General features: G+C 71.5%; 17 protein-coding genes. 9 read left to right on the top strand and 8 right to left on the bottom strand.

Annotation, left to right across the window (positions count from 1 at the left end; genetic code table 11):
• Position 1: 1 nt before the first annotated feature.
• The 3 genes from K8W59_RS17275 (at position 2) to K8W59_RS17265 (ending at position 2,190) form a co-directional block, all read left to right on the top strand.
• Entirely contained in the window at positions 2-973 is a 972-nt protein-coding gene (locus tag K8W59_RS17275) for an NUDIX hydrolase (RefSeq protein WP_223396195.1), read from the top strand.
• A complete protein-coding gene (locus K8W59_RS17270; RefSeq protein WP_223396194.1) occupies positions 970-1,809 on the top strand; it encodes an MBL fold metallo-hydrolase in 840 nt (279 codons plus the stop codon). Before K8W59_RS17275 ends, K8W59_RS17270 begins: the two co-directional genes overlap by 4 nt.
• 63 nt (positions 1,810-1,872) lie before the next feature.
• A complete protein-coding gene (locus K8W59_RS17265) occupies positions 1,873-2,190 on the top strand; it encodes a helix-turn-helix domain-containing protein (protein WP_223396193.1) in 318 nt (105 codons plus the stop codon).
• Positions 2,191-2,215: 25 nt separating this feature from the next.
• On the opposite strand, the gene K8W59_RS17260 is transcribed toward K8W59_RS17265, so the two are convergent.
• From K8W59_RS17260 to K8W59_RS17250, 3 genes are all read right to left on the bottom strand, one after another.
• Entirely contained in the window at positions 2,216-3,757 is a 1,542-nt protein-coding gene (locus K8W59_RS17260) for a WD40 repeat domain-containing protein (RefSeq protein ID WP_223396192.1), read from the bottom strand.
• A complete protein-coding gene (locus tag K8W59_RS17255; RefSeq protein ID WP_223396191.1) occupies positions 3,754-4,257 on the bottom strand; it encodes a SigE family RNA polymerase sigma factor in 504 nt (167 codons plus the stop codon). Before K8W59_RS17255 ends, K8W59_RS17260 begins: the two co-directional genes overlap by 4 nt.
• A gap of 68 nt (positions 4,258-4,325) precedes the next feature.
• The gene (locus K8W59_RS17250) at positions 4,326-5,003 is read right to left on the bottom strand and encodes a Crp/Fnr family transcriptional regulator (protein ID WP_223396190.1); all 678 of its coding nucleotides are present in this window, start codon (positions 5,001-5,003) and stop codon (positions 4,326-4,328) included.
• A gap of 136 nt (positions 5,004-5,139) precedes the next feature.
• Here K8W59_RS17250 and nth point away from each other — a divergent pair, with 136 nt between their 5' ends.
• From nth to K8W59_RS17230, 4 genes are read left to right on the top strand one after another with little or no spacing between them, the layout of a single operon-like run.
• Entirely contained in the window at positions 5,140-5,856 is a 717-nt protein-coding gene (gene nth / locus K8W59_RS17245; RefSeq protein ID WP_223396189.1) for an endonuclease III, read from the top strand.
• Positions 5,853-6,371: a TlpA family protein disulfide reductase gene (locus K8W59_RS17240; protein WP_223396188.1), complete on the top strand. Its 519-nt coding sequence runs from the start codon at positions 5,853-5,855 to the stop codon at positions 6,369-6,371. Before nth ends, K8W59_RS17240 begins: the two co-directional genes overlap by 4 nt.
• Positions 6,368-7,072: an NUDIX hydrolase gene (locus K8W59_RS17235; protein ID WP_223396187.1), complete on the top strand. Its 705-nt coding sequence runs from the start codon at positions 6,368-6,370 to the stop codon at positions 7,070-7,072. Before K8W59_RS17240 ends, K8W59_RS17235 begins: the two co-directional genes overlap by 4 nt.
• Positions 7,069-8,244 (top strand): MarP family serine protease, encoded by a 1,176-nt coding sequence (locus tag K8W59_RS17230; RefSeq protein ID WP_223396186.1) that lies wholly within the window; start codon positions 7,069-7,071, stop codon positions 8,242-8,244. Before K8W59_RS17235 ends, K8W59_RS17230 begins: the two co-directional genes overlap by 4 nt.
• A gap of 22 nt (positions 8,245-8,266) precedes the next feature.
• Here the strand turns inward: K8W59_RS17230 and K8W59_RS17225 are convergent, their stop codons facing one another.
• Both K8W59_RS17225 and K8W59_RS17220 read right to left on the bottom strand, forming a co-directional pair.
• Entirely contained in the window at positions 8,267-8,515 is a 249-nt protein-coding gene (locus K8W59_RS17225) for a hypothetical protein (RefSeq protein WP_223396185.1), read from the bottom strand.
• A gap of 167 nt (positions 8,516-8,682) precedes the next feature.
• Entirely contained in the window at positions 8,683-9,114 is a 432-nt protein-coding gene (locus K8W59_RS17220) for a phage holin family protein (protein ID WP_223396184.1), read from the bottom strand.
• Between the two features lie 160 nt (positions 9,115-9,274).
• Between K8W59_RS17220 and nhaA the strand changes: the two genes are divergently transcribed.
• The gene (gene nhaA, locus K8W59_RS17215; protein ID WP_223396183.1) at positions 9,275-10,705 is read left to right on the top strand and encodes a Na+/H+ antiporter NhaA; all 1,431 of its coding nucleotides are present in this window, start codon (positions 9,275-9,277) and stop codon (positions 10,703-10,705) included.
• A gap of 75 nt (positions 10,706-10,780) precedes the next feature.
• Positions 10,781-11,764 (top strand): DUF4331 family protein, encoded by a 984-nt coding sequence (locus K8W59_RS17210; RefSeq protein WP_223396182.1) that lies wholly within the window; start codon positions 10,781-10,783, stop codon positions 11,762-11,764.
• A gap of 225 nt (positions 11,765-11,989) precedes the next feature.
• On the opposite strand, the gene K8W59_RS17205 is transcribed toward K8W59_RS17210, so the two are convergent.
• The 3 genes from K8W59_RS17205 to acs are packed head-to-tail and all read right to left on the bottom strand — an operon-like array spanning position 11,990 to position 14,751.
• Positions 11,990-12,310 (bottom strand): DMT family transporter, encoded by a 321-nt coding sequence (locus K8W59_RS17205; protein ID WP_223396181.1) that lies wholly within the window; start codon positions 12,308-12,310, stop codon positions 11,990-11,992.
• Positions 12,307-12,711, bottom strand: coding sequence for a DMT family transporter (locus tag K8W59_RS17200; RefSeq protein ID WP_223396180.1), 405 nt, complete (start codon positions 12,709-12,711; stop codon positions 12,307-12,309). Before K8W59_RS17200 ends, K8W59_RS17205 begins: the two co-directional genes overlap by 4 nt.
• 48 nt (positions 12,712-12,759) lie before the next feature.
• A complete protein-coding gene (acs, locus tag K8W59_RS17195) occupies positions 12,760-14,751 on the bottom strand; it encodes an acetate--CoA ligase (RefSeq protein WP_223396179.1) in 1,992 nt (663 codons plus the stop codon).
• Positions 14,752-14,766 lie beyond the last annotated feature (15 nt).

Raw genomic sequence — 14,766 nt, 5'->3', positions numbered from 1 at the left:
GGTGGCCCGGCGGGTCGACGTACCCCTCCCGCAGCGCTTGGTCGACCAGGCGCGGGAGTACGCCGCCGGTGAGCGGACCCCGGCCGAGCCGCGCGACGCCGCCACGGTGGTCCTCCTGCGCGAGTCGGCGCCAGTTCACCCCGAGTCGGCGCCAGTTCGCGCCGAGTCGGCGTTAATTGACGCCGACTCGAGGTCAAGAAGCGCCGACTCGGGGTCAAGAAGCGCCGACTCGGCGGGCTCGGGGGTGGGATCGGGGTCGGAGGTCTACTTGCTCCGGCGGCAGACCTCGATGGCGTTCGCGGGCGGGATGTGCGTCTTTCCCGGGGGCGGGGTGGACCCGCGCGACTTCGAGGAGACGCCAGCCTGGGCCGGGCCGTCGCCGGCGGAGTGGGCGACGCAGCTGGGGTGTGAGGAGCCGCTGGCGCGGGCGCTGGTGTGTGCCGCCGTACGCGAGACCTTCGAGGAGTCAGGCGTCCTGCTCGCCGGCCCGTCGGCCGAGGAGGTGGTCGCCGACACCACCGGCGAGGACTGGGAGGACGACCGGGTGGCGCTGGAGGGCCGGACCCTGTCGATGACCGACTTTCTCACTCGGCGCGGCCTGGTGTTGCGCACCGACCTGCTCGGCGCGTTCGCGGCCTGGACGACGCCGGTCTTCGAGCCGAAGCGGTTCGCCACCTGGTTCTTCGCCGCGGTCCTCCCCGAGGGGCAGCGCACCCGCGACGTCTCCAGCGAGTCCGACCAGGTGATGTGGGTCCCCGCCGAGGACGCCGTCGCGCGGGTCGACCAGGGCGATGTGTTCATGCTGCCGCCGACCTACCTCAGCTGCCTCGAGGTCGCCCGGCTCGGGACGCCCGAGGAGGTGCTCGCCGCGATCGACGGCCGGGTGCTGGAGATGTTCACCCCCGAGGTGGAGGAGCGGGACGGAGGCTTCCGGCTCAGCATCCCGCCCGGGGCCGAGGAGCTGCTCTCGTGAGCTGGTCCGGCGGCGCCTTCGGGGACTCCGGCAGGTGCGTGCTCGCACCGAACGCGAACCTGATGACGCTGGACGGCACCAACACCTGGGTGCTGCGGCCGCCCGGCTCCGACCGCGCCGTGGTCATCGACCCGGGGCCGCCGGACACCGGGCACCTGGACGCCGTGGCCGAGGCGGCGGGCCGCGTGGACGTCGTACTCCTGACCCACCACCACCTCGACCACTCCGAGGCGGCCAAGGAGTTCGCGACCCGGATGGGCTGCGGCGTGCGCGCCCTCGACCCGGAGCAGCGGCTCGGCTCCGAGGGCCTGGGCGAGGGCGACGTGGTGACGGTCGGCGACCTGGAGCTGCACGTGGTGGCGACGCCGGGGCACACCGCCGACTCGCTGTCCTTCGTGCTCCCCTCCGAGCGGGCCGTCTTGACCGGCGACACCGTGCTCGGCAGGGGTACGACGGTCGTCGCGCACCCCGACGGGTCCCTCGGCGCCTACCTCGCCTCGTTGCAGCGGCTCCGCGACCTGTGCGAGGAGCAGGACATCGGGAACGTCTGGCCCGGTCACGGGCCGGTGATCGCGGACGCGCTGGGGGCGCTGGACCACTACGTCGCGCATCGCCACGAGCGGCTGGAGCAGGTGCGCGAGGCCCTGCGCAGCCTGGACGTGCCGGTGCCGATGGCGCCCGCCGAGGTCGAGGAGGCGCTGGCCGGGGAGCTGCCCCGCCGCGTCGTGGAGACGGTCTACATCGACGTCGATCCGGTGCTGTGGGGCGCCGCCGAGCTGTCGGTACGCGCCCAGCTCGCCTTCCTCCTGGGTGACCCGTCGGTGACCGACCGCTAAATCATTCTGACTTTTTTCGAGATTTCTTGTCACAATCTGGCAAGTTCGATTTACCTTTAACCTATGTGGTCGATCCCTCCGGCTGGCACATCGTCAGCTGACGCCCGTCACGAGCTGTCTGCCGAGCAGCTCCGGGTGTTGCGTGCGGTGGCTCGACTGCAGGGTGCGACGGTGGAGGAGCTGGCCGTCGAGCTGGGCGGTCCGCCGCGCACGCTGCGGCGCAACCTGCGCCGGCTCACCTCCGACGGCCGCCTGGAGCGCGTGTGGCGCGCACCCGGCCAGGGCCGGCGTCCCGGGCACGTGCTCGAGGTGACCTGGCACGGGATGGCGACGCTCGCGCACCCCGTGGTCGAGCAGCTGCAGTCCCGCCGTACCGCCTGACGCGTCTCGCGGGGCGCCCGGGCCGTCAGCGCACCACCGCGGCCGCGGCGGCCGCAGCGGCGAGCGCGAGTACGGCGATCCCGCCCGCGGCGCGTCCGGTGAGGCGGCGATGCCGGATCCGGAGGAGCAGGAACCCGGACAGCAGTACGGCGACGCCGGCGACCGCCGCCCCCGTGACCTGCTGTGGGTCGTAGACCGTCGGGAAGTCCGGCGGCGACGCATCGAGCCGGTGCTGCCCGGTCGGCACCAGGTCGCTGGCGACCGAGACGATCTGGGGGATCAGATCCCCGTCCTGCTGAGCGATCGTCTTGACCGAGTAGAAGCCATCATCCGCCGGGACCGTGGGCGAGGACAGCACCGCGATCCGGCTCATCCCCATGTATTGCCCCATCTTCGGGGACCGCAGCAGGGGCTGGGCCCCGACCACCATCCGGTCCTCGCCCTGCCAGCCGAGGGCCACGCTGGTCTGCCGCGGCTGGTCGCTGGGAGAGGAGCGATGGAGGTAGCGCCCGGTCCGGGTGTCGTACGCGTAGACCCGGCGGGACGCACGTGCGCTGCCCAGCAGGACGTAGCGGCCCGACGGCGAGGCGACTCCCGGCGAGGTGTGGCCCTGGCGGAGCGCCCGCGGGCGATTCCCCGAGACCTGCGTCGTCTCGCCGCGCTCCCACCGGGTCACGCCCCCGGCGCGCACGGCCGTCACCGTGCCGTTCGAGTCCACAGCAGTGACGCCGGCGCCGAATGCGCGAGGCAGAACGGTTGACGTGGTCTCGCCCGGTGCCACCACACCGACCATGGTGGCCCGAGTCGGGCGACCGTCGGTGTCCTCGACCTCCCTCATCCCGCCGTACGTGTCGTACTGCCGACCGGACCAGGCCAGCCAACTGCTGTCCGGGGCCCACACGAGACGCATCGGGATGACCGCCTGGGCGGCAGGCTCGAGGATCGACCGCAGGTCGATGTCGCGGACCTCCCCGGTCGTGAGGTCGGCGATCCGGATCCCGCACCGGATCGGAGCCTGGTCGTCGCTGCGCGTCACCGGCAGGCCGTAGGCCCACGCCAGGTAGCGGCCGTCGGGTGACAGCGCGATGCCGAAGTCGCGCTCGCGCATCATCATCGCCGTGTTGTCGCTCAGGACGTAACCGGGAAGATCCAGGAAGTGATAGACGCCGTCCCTGGCGGTGACCACCGCCGGCGGACGGAACTGGGAGGTGTCACCCATCACCACCGACGCCCGCCCGATCCTCAGATCGGTCTCCGCATACTCCCGCGCCCAGCGGGTGGTGTCGCCCGGGCCGGCGGCGTCGAAGCCCGGCGGCACCGGATATACCTTCGACGGCACCTCACCGGGCCAGTCGCGCGGAGCGGCGGGCTCGACCCGCGGTGCGTCGAGGGGGAGCAGCGCGGCCAGGCCGCCCAGGGACGCGATCAGGGCGAGCACGGCGGCCACAGTGACCAGCACCGATCGCCGGTGCGCGCGTCTGCCGCGGGTCCAGGTGTCCTCAGGGACGTGCACGCGAGGCGCGTCCTGGGCGATCCGCTCCAGCTCCGAGCGCAGCTGCTGGGTCACGACTGCTCACCTGCTCCCACGAGGTCGGCCAGCTCGGGCGCGAGGACGCGCAGCCGTTGCAGGGCCTGACGGGTGTTGGACTTGACGGTCCCCGGCGACACGCCGAGCGCCGCGCCGGCCTGGACCTCGGTCAGGTCCTCGAAATAGCGCAGCACCAGCACCGTGCGCTGCTTGGGGGTCAACCGGGCGAGGCCCTGCTCCAGGCTGAGCCGCAGGTCGGGGTCGGACGCCGCCTGCGGGGCGTCGTACTCCGCCAACGGCACCTCGGTCAGCCGACGGCGGCGCCACCAGGAGATGTTCTGCGTGTAGAGGATCCGCCGCGCGTACGCCTCGGGTGTGGTGTGGATGCGGTGCCAGTTGCGCGCGGTCTGCAGCAGCGCGGTCTGCACCAGGTCCTCGGCGAGCTGCGCGTCACCGGTGAGGAGGTACGCCGTACGCGCCAACGCGCTCGTGCGCGCGGACACGAACTCGTCGAACGCCGCCTCGTCGCCCTGGTGCATCGCTGACCTCCTTCACGAGGTACGACGCAGACGGGCCGGGCCTTGGGGGGCAGCCCGGGTGAGGAATCTCAGCGGGCGCGGCGCGCGAGCCGCTCGACCTCCATGATCACCACGGAGCGGGGCTCCAGGCGGATCCAGCCGCGCGAGGCGAAGTCGGCCAGCGCCTTGTTGACCGTCTCGCGGGAGGCGCCGACCAGCTGGGCGAGCTCCTCCTGGGTCAGGTCGTGGTGCACGTGCACGCCGTCGTCGGCGGTGCGCCCGAAGCGGTCGGCGAGGTCGAGCAGCGCCTTGGCCACCCGGCCGGGGACGTCGGAGAAGACCAGGTCGGCGTTGACGTCGTTGGCGCGGCGCAGCCGTCCGGCGATCTGGGAGAGCAGCCCGCGGGCGACGACCGGACGGCCGTCGAGCCAGCGCAGCAGGTCCTCGTGGGAGAGCGAGGCGAAGGTGGTGTCGGTGACCGCGGTGACGGTCGCCGAGCGCGGGCCGGGGTCGAAGAGCGAGAGCTCGCCGAACATCTGGCCGGGGCCCAAGATGGCGAGCAGGTTCTCCCGGCCGTCGGAGGAGGTGCGGCCGAGCTTCACCTTGCCGTCGATGACGATGTAGAGCTTGTCGCCCGAGTCGCCCTCGTGGAACAGGACCTCGCCGCGTCGCAGGCGGGTCTCGGCCATGGAACTGCGCAACGCGGTCGCAGCCTCGTCGTCCAGCGCGCTGAACAGCGGAGCCTGCCGCAACACGTCGTTGTTCACAATCCAGTCCTCCCAAGAGGCGTCGCTGTCACCGGCGGACCCGGTGGTGTCGTCCTGATCCTAGCCAGTGGTGTAGGTCACAAGGAAAGAATCTCGCCCCGCGGCGTTGTCGGTCCGGGGTCGTAGGCTCCTGCTCGTGCCCGCGACACCCGCCGTCCCCCGCCCTGACACGTCGCTGGTGCGGCGTGCGCGCAAGGTCAATCGGGTCCTGGCTGAAACCTACCCCGAGGCACGCGCGGAGCTGGACTTCACCACGCCGTTCGAGCTGCTGGTGGTCACCGTCCTCTCCGCGCAGACCACCGACCGGCGGGTCAACGCGGCGAGTCCCGCCCTGTTCGCGGCCTACCCCGACGCGACCGCGATGGCCGCCGCGGACCGGGCGCACCTGGAGCAGCTGGTCGGTCCGCTCGGCTTCTTCCGGCAGAAGACCGACGCCCTGCTGAAGCTGTCGGCCGCCCTCGTGGAGCGGTACGACGGCCAGGTGCCGGCCTCCATCGAGGAGCTCGTGACGCTCCCCGGCGTGGGCCGCAAGACCGCCAACGTGGTGCTCGGCAACGCCTTCGAGGTCCCCGGCATCACCGTGGACACCCACTTCGGCCGGCTCGTGCGCCGCCTCGGCTGGACCGAGGAGACCGACCCGGTGAAGGTGGAGCACGCGGTGGGCGCCCTCTTCCCCAAGAGGGACTGGACGATGCTCTCTCACCACCTGATCTGGCACGGCCGCCGGGTGTGTCATGCGAAGAAGCCCGCCTGCGGGGCCTGCACGGTGGCCCGCTGGTGCCCCTCCTTCGGGACCGGCCCGACCGACCCGGTGGTGGCCGCGGCGCTGGTGAAGACCCAGGGGCCCGCGTGAGGCGGCTGCTCGCCGTCGTCGCGGCGCTGGTGCTGCTGGCCGGCTGCGGCTCCTCGGGCGACCAGGCGGCGGCGCCGCAGAGCAAGCGCCTGCCCGACCTCACCCTCCAGGGCTTCCAGGGCGGCCCGTCGCTGGACCTGGGCGAGCTGCGCGGCCCCGCGGTGATCAACCTGTGGGCCAGCTGGTGCGGTCCGTGCCGCCGGGAGATGCCCGTCATCGAGAAGTTCTCCCAGCAGAACCCCGACGTGCAGGTGCTCGGCATCGACTTCCAGGACCGGCAGGAGCAGGCGGCGGCCGACCTGGTCCGCCGTACCGGCGTCAGCTATCCGATCTATGCCGACCCGACCGGCGAGCTGAGCGGCCGGGCGCCGTTCCCCCGGGTGCGCGGCCTGCCGTTCACCGTGCTGGTCGACGAGCGCGGCCGGCTGGTCTACGGCGAGTACGTCGAGATCAAGGACGTCGCCCAGCTCGAGCAGCTGGTGCGCGAGCACCTCGGCGGGAGGAGCCTCTCGTGAGCCTGCCGGAGTGGCTGGAGCCGGTGCGCGACGCGGCGGACCGGATCACCGTGGACCATCTCACCCACTTCAAGCCGCCCGAGGGCTTCGAGGGTCGGCTCGGCGCGGTGCTGGTGCTCTTCGGCGAGGGCCCGCGCGGGCCCGACCTGCTGCTCACCGAGCGTGCCCACCACATGCGCTCCCACCCCGGCCAGATCTCCTTCCCGGGCGGCTCCGTCGACCCCGGCGAGACGCCGGTCCAGGCGGCGCTGCGGGAGGCCGAGGAGGAGACCGGGCTGGACCCGTCGGGCGTGGAGGTCTTCGGTCACCTGCCCGAGCTGTGGCTGCCGCCCAGCGACTTCGCCATCACCCCCGTCCTCGGTTGGTGGGTCGAGGAGTCGACCGTCGGGGTGGTCGACCCCGACGAGGTGCACGCCGTGGTCCGCGCCCCGATCGAGGAGCTGCTCGACCCCGCCCACCGCTTCTCGGTGCACCATCCGCGGGTCCCGGGCTACACCTCGCCGGCCTTCGCCGTCGGCGACGACCACGACCTGCTGCTGTGGGGCTTCACCGCCGGCATCGTCACGCGGCTCTTCGACTTCGTCGGGTGGACGCGCCCGTGGAACGCCGACGACGTCCGCGATCTGCCCGCCCGGATGGTGCAGGGTGATCCTTCGCGCAGGACCACGCGACCGAACACGAACCTCCGAGGAGACCGGTGAACCCGCTCGACTGGCTGCTGGTGGTGCTGGTGGCCGCCTACGCCCTGTCCGGATACTGGCAGGGCTTCGTCACCGGCGCCTTCGCGACCGCCGGCCTGCTGCTCGGCGGCCTGTTCGGCATCTGGCTGGCCCCCCAGGTGCTCGGGGACACCGAGCCGTCGCTGTGGGTCTCCCTCGGTGCGCTGTTCATCGTCATCCTCGCGGCCTCCCTCGGGCAGGCGCTGCTGCAGTGGGCCGGCGCCCGGGTGCGCGACCACATCACCTGGCAGCCCGCGCGCCTCCTTGACGCGATCGGCGGCGCGCTGCTCTCCGCGGTCGCCGTGCTCGTGGTCGCCTGGGCGCTGGGGGTGGCGATCTCCGGCTCCCGGCTGGGCGGGATCACCCCGCTGGTGCGCGAGTCCCGGGTGCTGGCCGAGGTCAACCAGGTGCTCCCGGACCGCAGCAACAGACTGCTGCGCGCCTTCGACTCCGTGGTGGGCTCCACCTTCTTCCCCGACTACCTCGAGCCGTTCGCGCCCGAGCGGATCGTGGAGGTCGGCCCCGGGCCGAAGCGGATGCTCACCGACCCCGACGTGGTCGCCGCCGAGCGCAGCGTGGTGAAGGTCCGCTCGGTCAACTCGTGCAGTGCCGGCGTCGAGGGCACCGGCTTCGCCTACGCCCCCGGCGCGGTCATGACCAACGCGCACGTCGTCGCCGGGGTGCGCGATCCCAAGGTGATCGTGGGGGACCGCACCGTCGACGCGCGCGTCGTCGTCTACGACCCCGAGCTGGACATCGCCGTGCTGCGCGTCCCCAACGGCCGGGTCCCGGCCCTGGAGTTCTCCTTCGAGGCCCAGCAGCGCGACCCGGTCGCGATGCTCGGCTACCCCGAGGACGGGCCGTACGACGTCCAGCCGGGCCGCATCCGGGCCGAGCAGCGGCTGCGCTCACCCAACATCTATGGCACCGGCAGCGTCATCCGCGAGGTCTACTCGCTGCGCGGGCTGATCCGCCCGGGCAACTCCGGCGGTCCGGTGGTCGACTCCGCCGGTGACGTGGTGGGCGTGGTGTTCGCCGCCTCGGTCACCGACTCCGACACCGGCTACGCGCTCACCGCCGACCAGGTACGCGAGCGCGCGGCCCAGGGCCTGACCAACAACGGCAACGCCTTCACCGGCGCCTGCACGCGCTGAGGCGCCCGGTGCGGGGCGGTGCTCAGGGGGCGGCATCAGGGACGACACGGAAGTCCAGGCCCTGGAGCTTCAGCCGCGCATAGGGCTCCTCCTGAGGCCCGAAGCAGTCACCGAAGGAGTCCGTCAGCGGCGACGGAAGGCCGTCCTCGAGACCGTCGTCGAGGCCGTGCTCGATACGCCAGCGCACGAAGTCGTCCACGTAGGCGTACAGCTCAGCCTTGGTGATCTCGACCTCGGTGACCCAGCCGTCTTCGCGCCACGTCAGGCTCACACCCCGCGGGGTCTCGTTGACGGTCCCCCACCGGCCCATGAACCGGCGAAGGCGAGCCCATAGCTCTTCGGCGTCGGGGACCCTCGATGAGGAGGTGCGTCGTGCGCGTTCAGATCCGAGCCCCTGGGCAGTAGTCGGAGTTGATCGAACCGGCCCCCAAGCGCGGGTCAGCCGCGGTTCTTCAGGGTCTCGGAGGTCTTCTTCGCCTGGGCGACCGCGCGCTCGGGGCCCTTGACCTGCTTGACCTTCTTCAGCCCGATCATGGCCAGGATGCCGGCGATCAACAGGTAGACGGCGAAGACGATGAGGTAGGCCCACTGCAGCGCCAGGCCGTCGCCGTTCCAGTGGATCAGGTAGGCGAAGGCGACCGAGAGCATGATGATCGCGAGGAGACCGAAGACCGCGGCGCCGGCGAACAGGCCGAGGCCGGTGCCGCCGTACTTCATGCTCAGCTTCAGCTCCGACTTGGCGAGCTGGATCTCCTGGTTCACCAGCGTCGACAGGTGCCGGCTGGTGTCGCTGACGAGCTTGCCGATCGTGGGCTCGTCGGCCGTGGCGACGGTCTGCTCGGTGCGCTTCACCGGCTCGGTGGTGGCCATCGTCTCTCCTCGTATCCGTCGGATCATTCCGGCAGGAGTCCCGACCCTACCTCGCGCCCGGGGGCCGCTGCTCGGTAGGCTGCCCTGTGGAGTGCCGGGAAGTCTGGTCGGCCCGTCCGGTCACGGACGGACTGTCCCCGTCGTGCATCGTGAGGTCGCTGTGACCAACCCCCGCCCCAACGCCCCCGACGAGCTGTGGCGCCTCGGGCCGTTCTACTCCGCGAGCGACAAGCCGTTCGCACGCACCGTGGCACGGCCGGTCCGGGAGTTCCTCCGGGTCGAGGCGGCCGGCTCGGTGCTGCTGCTCCTGGCGGCCGCCGTCGCGCTGATCTGGGCCAACTCGCCGTGGGCGGAGTCCTACGACTCCTTCTGGCAGATGAAGGCCACCATCGACGTCGGCCCGCTGCACATCTCGGAGTCGCTGCAGCACTGGGTCAACGACGCCCTCATGGTGATCTTCTTCTTCGTCGTCGGGCTGGAGATCAAGTACGAGCTCGTGCACGGCGACCTGCGCGACCCGAAGACGGCCGCCCTGCCGATCGTCGCGGCGATCGGCGGCATGGTCGTGCCCGCCCTCATCTACGTCGCCATCGCCGGCGGCCCCGAGACCGGCCACGGCTGGGGCATCCCGATGGCCACCGACATCGCGTTCGCGGTGGGCGTGCTCGGGCTGCTGGGCCGCCGGATCCCCTCGCCGCTGCGGCTGTTCCTGCTGACCCTGGCGATCGTGGACGACATCGGCGCGATCCTGGTGATCGCGGTCTTCTACACCGCCGACCTCAAGCTGGGCTGGCTCGCCCTGGCGCTGGCGATGCTCGCGGCCATGGTCGTGCTGCGGATGCTGCGCGTGTGGTCGGTGCCGGTGTACGTCGCCCTCGGCGTCGTCTGCTGGTTCGGCCTGCTGGAGTCCGGCGTGCACGCCACCCTCGCCGGGGTGGCGATCGGCCTGCTGACCCCGGCCACTCCGCTATTGAAGGAGGACGTCGCTCGCAGCTACGCCCAGAAGGCGCTGCGCGACCACCACCTCGACACCGACGAGCTGAGCCGGCTGCGCTTCCTCCTCGGGGAGTCGGTGCCGCTGGTCGAGCGGCTGCAGCACACCCTGCACCCGATCTCGGCGTACGTCGTGCTCCCGGTCTTCGCGCTCGCCAACGCCGGGGTCGACCTCGGCGGCGGCGTGCTCGGCCAGTCGCTGAACTCCGTGGTGGCCCTCGGTGTCGCGCTCGGCCTGGTCGTCGGCAAGCCGGTTGGCGTGCTGCTGGGCGCCTTCATCGCGGTCAAGGTCGGCATCGCGACGCTGCCCGCCCGCGTCGGCTGGGGCCTGGTGACCGCCGCCGGCATGGTCGCGGGCATCGGGTTCACGGTCAGCCTGTTCATCTCCGGGCTGTCCTTCGACGCGCAGATCCTGGCTGACGAGGCCAAGGTCGGCATCTTGGGCGCCTCCCTGATCGCGGCGATCCTGGGTGCGCTCATGCTGTTCCTCCTCACCCGGAACCTCGAGCCCGAGCCCGAGCCCGAGGACGACGAGGACGACGATCTGGAGGACGATCTGGAGGACGCCGCGCCGGCCGTTGGGGAGACCGAGCGGTAGCGGCTCGACCGTTGTCAGGGAATGCCGGCTGCTGCCACGATCAGCGCACCATCTACCTGATGACAGGAGCTCGGCATGTCCCACCACCTCAGTGGCCCCGACCTGCGATCCCCGAAGGAGGACCCGCGGCTGGACATGACGGACCTGTTCGTCTTCCCCGCCGCGTCGGGCGACAGCACGGTCGTCATCCTGGACGTCAACCCGGATCCGGGGAACGCCCCGGGGCTGAACCCGGACGCCGTCTACCAGGTGCACATCGACCTCGACGGCGACCACGAGCCGGACCTGACCTACCACTGGGTGCCGTCGGAGCTCAACGACGCCGGGCAGACGGTGACGGTGCTGCAGGCCGGCGGATCGGAGGCCGGCACGCTGGCGGCGGGCGGCCGGACGCTGGCCGCGGACATGGTCGTCGGGCTCTCCGGGGAGGTGCAGGACGACACCTCCGAGCGGCACCGGTTCGGCGCGGCGCTGCGCAGCGACCCCTTCTTCGCCGACCTGGAGGGGATCATCAACGACTTCAACTTCACCGGCAAGGACGCGATGGCCGACGCCAACGTCATCTCGCTGGTCGCCGAGATCACCAACAGCGAGCTCGGCGAGGGCCGGATCGCCGTGTGGGGCCGGGTCGTGCAGAGCGGCGACAACGGGTATGAGTCGGTGGACCGGGGCGCGCACCCGTCGGTGACGGCGTACTTCAACCAGGAGAACGACGAGAAGACCGCCTACAACGCGGGTACGCCGGCCACGGACGAGGCCGACCACCTGGAGCGGTTCGTCGGGGTGCTCGGGCACCTCAGCGGCTGGGAGCCCGACGCCGCCCGCGCCGAGCTGACCGCGACGATCGTCCCGGACGAGCTGCGCTACGACCGCTCGCAGCCCGCGTCGTACCCCAACGGGCGGACGCTCACCGACGACGTGACCAGCGCGCGGCTGGCGATGATCACCAACGGCAAGGTCACCTCCGACAACATCGGCCCGCACACCGACCTGCTGGAGGAGTTCCCCTACCTCGGCGAGCCGCACCCGGCGACGGACCGGGACTCCTTCCCGGAGTGACGCTTCGGTGGTCGAGCTCGTCGAGACCCGCTCGGTCGGGTGGTCTCGACAGGCTCGACCACCGAAAGGGGCTCGACCACCGAAGGCCGCACCGTGGTGGAGCCGTGGTTCGTTGGTCGAGCTCGTCGAGACCACCGAAGGGCCGCCCCCGCGCGGATGGTCTCGACAGGCTCGACCACCGAAAGGGGCTCGACCGCCGAAAGGGGCTCGACCAGCGAGCGGCGGTCAGCCGGCGGAGCCGAGCTCGATCAGCAGCACGCCGACGATGATCAGGGCGATCCCGCCGATCATGGTGGGGGTGAGCGGCTCGTGGAAGATCACCCGCGACGCGATCGCGGTGAGGGCGACGCCGGCGGCCGCCCAGATGCCGTAGGCCACCCCGAGCGGGATGCCGGCCGAGAGCGCCGCGCCGAGGAAGGCGAAGGCGACGACGTACCCGACGACCACCACGACGTACCACCGCCGCCGCCCGCTCGAGGCGACCTTGAGCGACAGCGAGCCGGTCACCTCGCTGAGGATCGCGCCGGCGACGAACAGCCAGCTCACGGGATCACCGGCTCCGTGTCGGCGTCGGCGGGGGAGTGGGTCCCGCCGTGGCTGCCGAGCTCGACCAGCAGCACCCCCACGACGACCAGCGCGATCCCGGTGCCCATCAGCGGAGTGAGGGGCTCGTCGAAGGCGACCGCGGACAGCACCGCCGTCAGCGTCACGCCCAGCGCCGCCCAGACGCCGTACGCCACCCCGATGCCCATCCCGCGCCGCAGCACGGCCGAGAGCAGGGCGAAGGAGACGGCGTAGGCGACCGCCATCAGCAGGTAGAGCCAGGGCCGCTCCATCGCCGCCTTGAGCGAGAGCGACCCGGTGACCTCGCAGACCACCGCCCCGGCGAGCAGCAGCCAGGTCGCGCGCGCCCGCCCCTGCCGGACGTGGGGGGAGCTGGTGGTCATGACGACCATTCCCCCACACGTCCGCGGGAGCGGGTATGGCGGGTCAGGTCAGTCCTCCGAGGACGAGCCCGACCCCTCCTTGTCCTTGATCAGGTCCATCACCGTGGAGTCGGCCAGCGTGGTCACGTCCCCGACGTCCCGGTGCTCGGCGACGTCCTTGAGCAGCCGGCGCATGATCTTGCCGGACCGGGTCTTCGGCAGCTCGGGCACGATCATCACCTGCCGCGGCCGGGCGATGGCGCCGATCTGCTTGGCCACGTGCTGACGCAGCTCCTGGATCAGCTCGTCGTCCGCCGTCCCCTCGTCGTCGGTGGCCGACTCCTTGAGGATGACGAACGCGCAGACCGCCTGGCCGGTGGTCTCGTCGGCGGCGCCCACGACAGCTGCCTCGGCGACCTTCGGGTGGGAGACCAGCGCCGACTCGATCTCGGTGGTCGAGAGCCGGTGGCCGGACACGTTCATCACGTCGTCGACCCGGCCGAGCACCCAGATGTCGCCGTCGTCGTCCTTCTTCGCGCCATCCCCGGCGAAGTAGAGGCCCGGCCAGCGCGACCAGTAGGTGTCCTTGAACCGCTGGTCGTCGCCCCACAGGGTGCGCAGCATCGCCGGCCAGGGCTCACGCAGCACCAGGTAGCCGCCGGAGCCGTCGGGCACCGAGTTGGCGTCGTCGTCGACCACGTCGGCGACGATCCCCGGCAGCGGCTTCATCGCCGACCCGGGCTTGCCCGACGTCACGCCCGGCAGCGGGCTGATCATGATCTGACCGGTCTCGGTCTGCCACCACGTGTCGACGACGGGCGCCTTGTCACCACCGATGGTGGAGCGGTACCAGACGTAGGCCTCGGGGTTGATCGGCTCGCCGACCGAGCCGAGCACCCGGATCGAGGTGAGGTCGTACTCCGCGGGGATCTCGTCGCCCCACTTCATGAAGGTCCGGATCGCGGTGGGGGCTGTGTAGAAGATGGTGACGCCGTACTGCTGCACGATCTCCCACCAGCGGCCCTTGTGCGGCGCGTCCGGCGTGCCCTCGTACATCACCTGCGTCGCGCCGTTGGCGAGCGGGCCGTAGACGAGGTAGCTGTGCCCGGTCACCCAGCCGACGTCGGCGGTGCACCAGTAGACGTCGTCGTCCTTGAGGTCGAAGACCGACCAGTGGGTGTAGGCCGTGCCGGTGAGGTAGCCACCGGTGGTGTGCAGGATGCCCTTGGGCTTGCCGGTGGTGCCGGAGGTGTACATGACGTAGAGCGGGTGCTCGCTGTCGTGCATCTCCGCCTCGTGCTCGGTCGACTGCCCGTCGACGGCGTCGTGCCACCACACGTCGAGGTCGTCGTTCCACTCCACGTCCTGGCCGGTACGGCGGACCACGAGGACCTTCTGCACCGGGCTGTCCTCGCCCAGCTTCTCGATCGCCTCGTCGACCGCGGGCTTGAGCGAGGAAGGCGCCCCGCGGCGGTAGCCGCCGTCGGAGGTGATGATCACCTTGGCGTCGCAGTCGGTGACCCGGGAGGCGAGCGCGTCGGAGGAGAAGCCGCCGAAGACCACGGTGTGGATCGCGCCGATCCGGGCGCAGGCGAGCATCGCGATCACCGTCTCGGGCAGCATCGGGAGGTAGATCGCCACCCGGTCGCCCTTCTCCACCCCCAGCTCGGTGAGCGCGTTGGCGGCCTTGGAGACCTCGTCCTTGAGCTCGGCGTAGGTGATGTCGCGGGTGTCGTCGGCCGGCTCGCCGACCCAGTGGATCGCGACCTTGTCGCCGTTGCCGGCGTCGACGTGCCGGTCCACGCAGTTGACCGCGGCGTTGAGCGTGCCGCCGACGAACCACTTGGCGAACGGCGGGTTGGACCAGTCGAGCACCTGGTCCCACTTCCTGCCCCAGTCGAGCCGCTCGGCGGCCTCGGCCCAGAAGGCCTCACGGTCCTCCGACGCGCGGTCGTAGGCGTCCGCCTTCACGTTGGCGCTCTCGGCCAGCTCGGCCGGCGGGTCGAAGCGGCGGGTCTCGTTGGAGAGGTTCGCCAGGGCCTCGGACTTGTTCTCGCTCACGTCATCAACTCCACT

Source organism: Nocardioides rotundus (genome assembly GCF_019931675.1).
Lineage (GTDB): Bacteria > Actinomycetota > Actinomycetes > Propionibacteriales > Nocardioidaceae > Nocardioides > Nocardioides rotundus.
This window is presented reverse-complemented; position numbering and strand designations above follow the sequence as displayed.

Excerpts from the sequence above, each read along its gene's own strand:
- K8W59_RS17265 (WP_223396193.1), top strand. The coding sequence starts at position 1,873 with ATGTGGTCGATCCCTCCGGCTGGCACATCGTCAGCTGACGCCCGTCAC.
- K8W59_RS17200 (WP_223396180.1), bottom strand. The coding sequence starts at position 12,711 with ATGACCACCAGCTCCCCCCACGTCCGGCAGGGGCGGGCGCGCGCGACC.
- K8W59_RS17255 (WP_223396191.1), bottom strand. The coding sequence starts at position 4,257 with ATGCACCAGGGCGACGAGGCGGCGTTCGACGAGTTCGTGTCCGCGCGC.
- K8W59_RS17210 (WP_223396182.1), top strand. The coding sequence starts at position 10,781 with ATGTCCCACCACCTCAGTGGCCCCGACCTGCGATCCCCGAAGGAGGAC.
- K8W59_RS17220 (WP_223396184.1), bottom strand. The coding sequence starts at position 9,114 with ATGGCCACCACCGAGCCGGTGAAGCGCACCGAGCAGACCGTCGCCACG.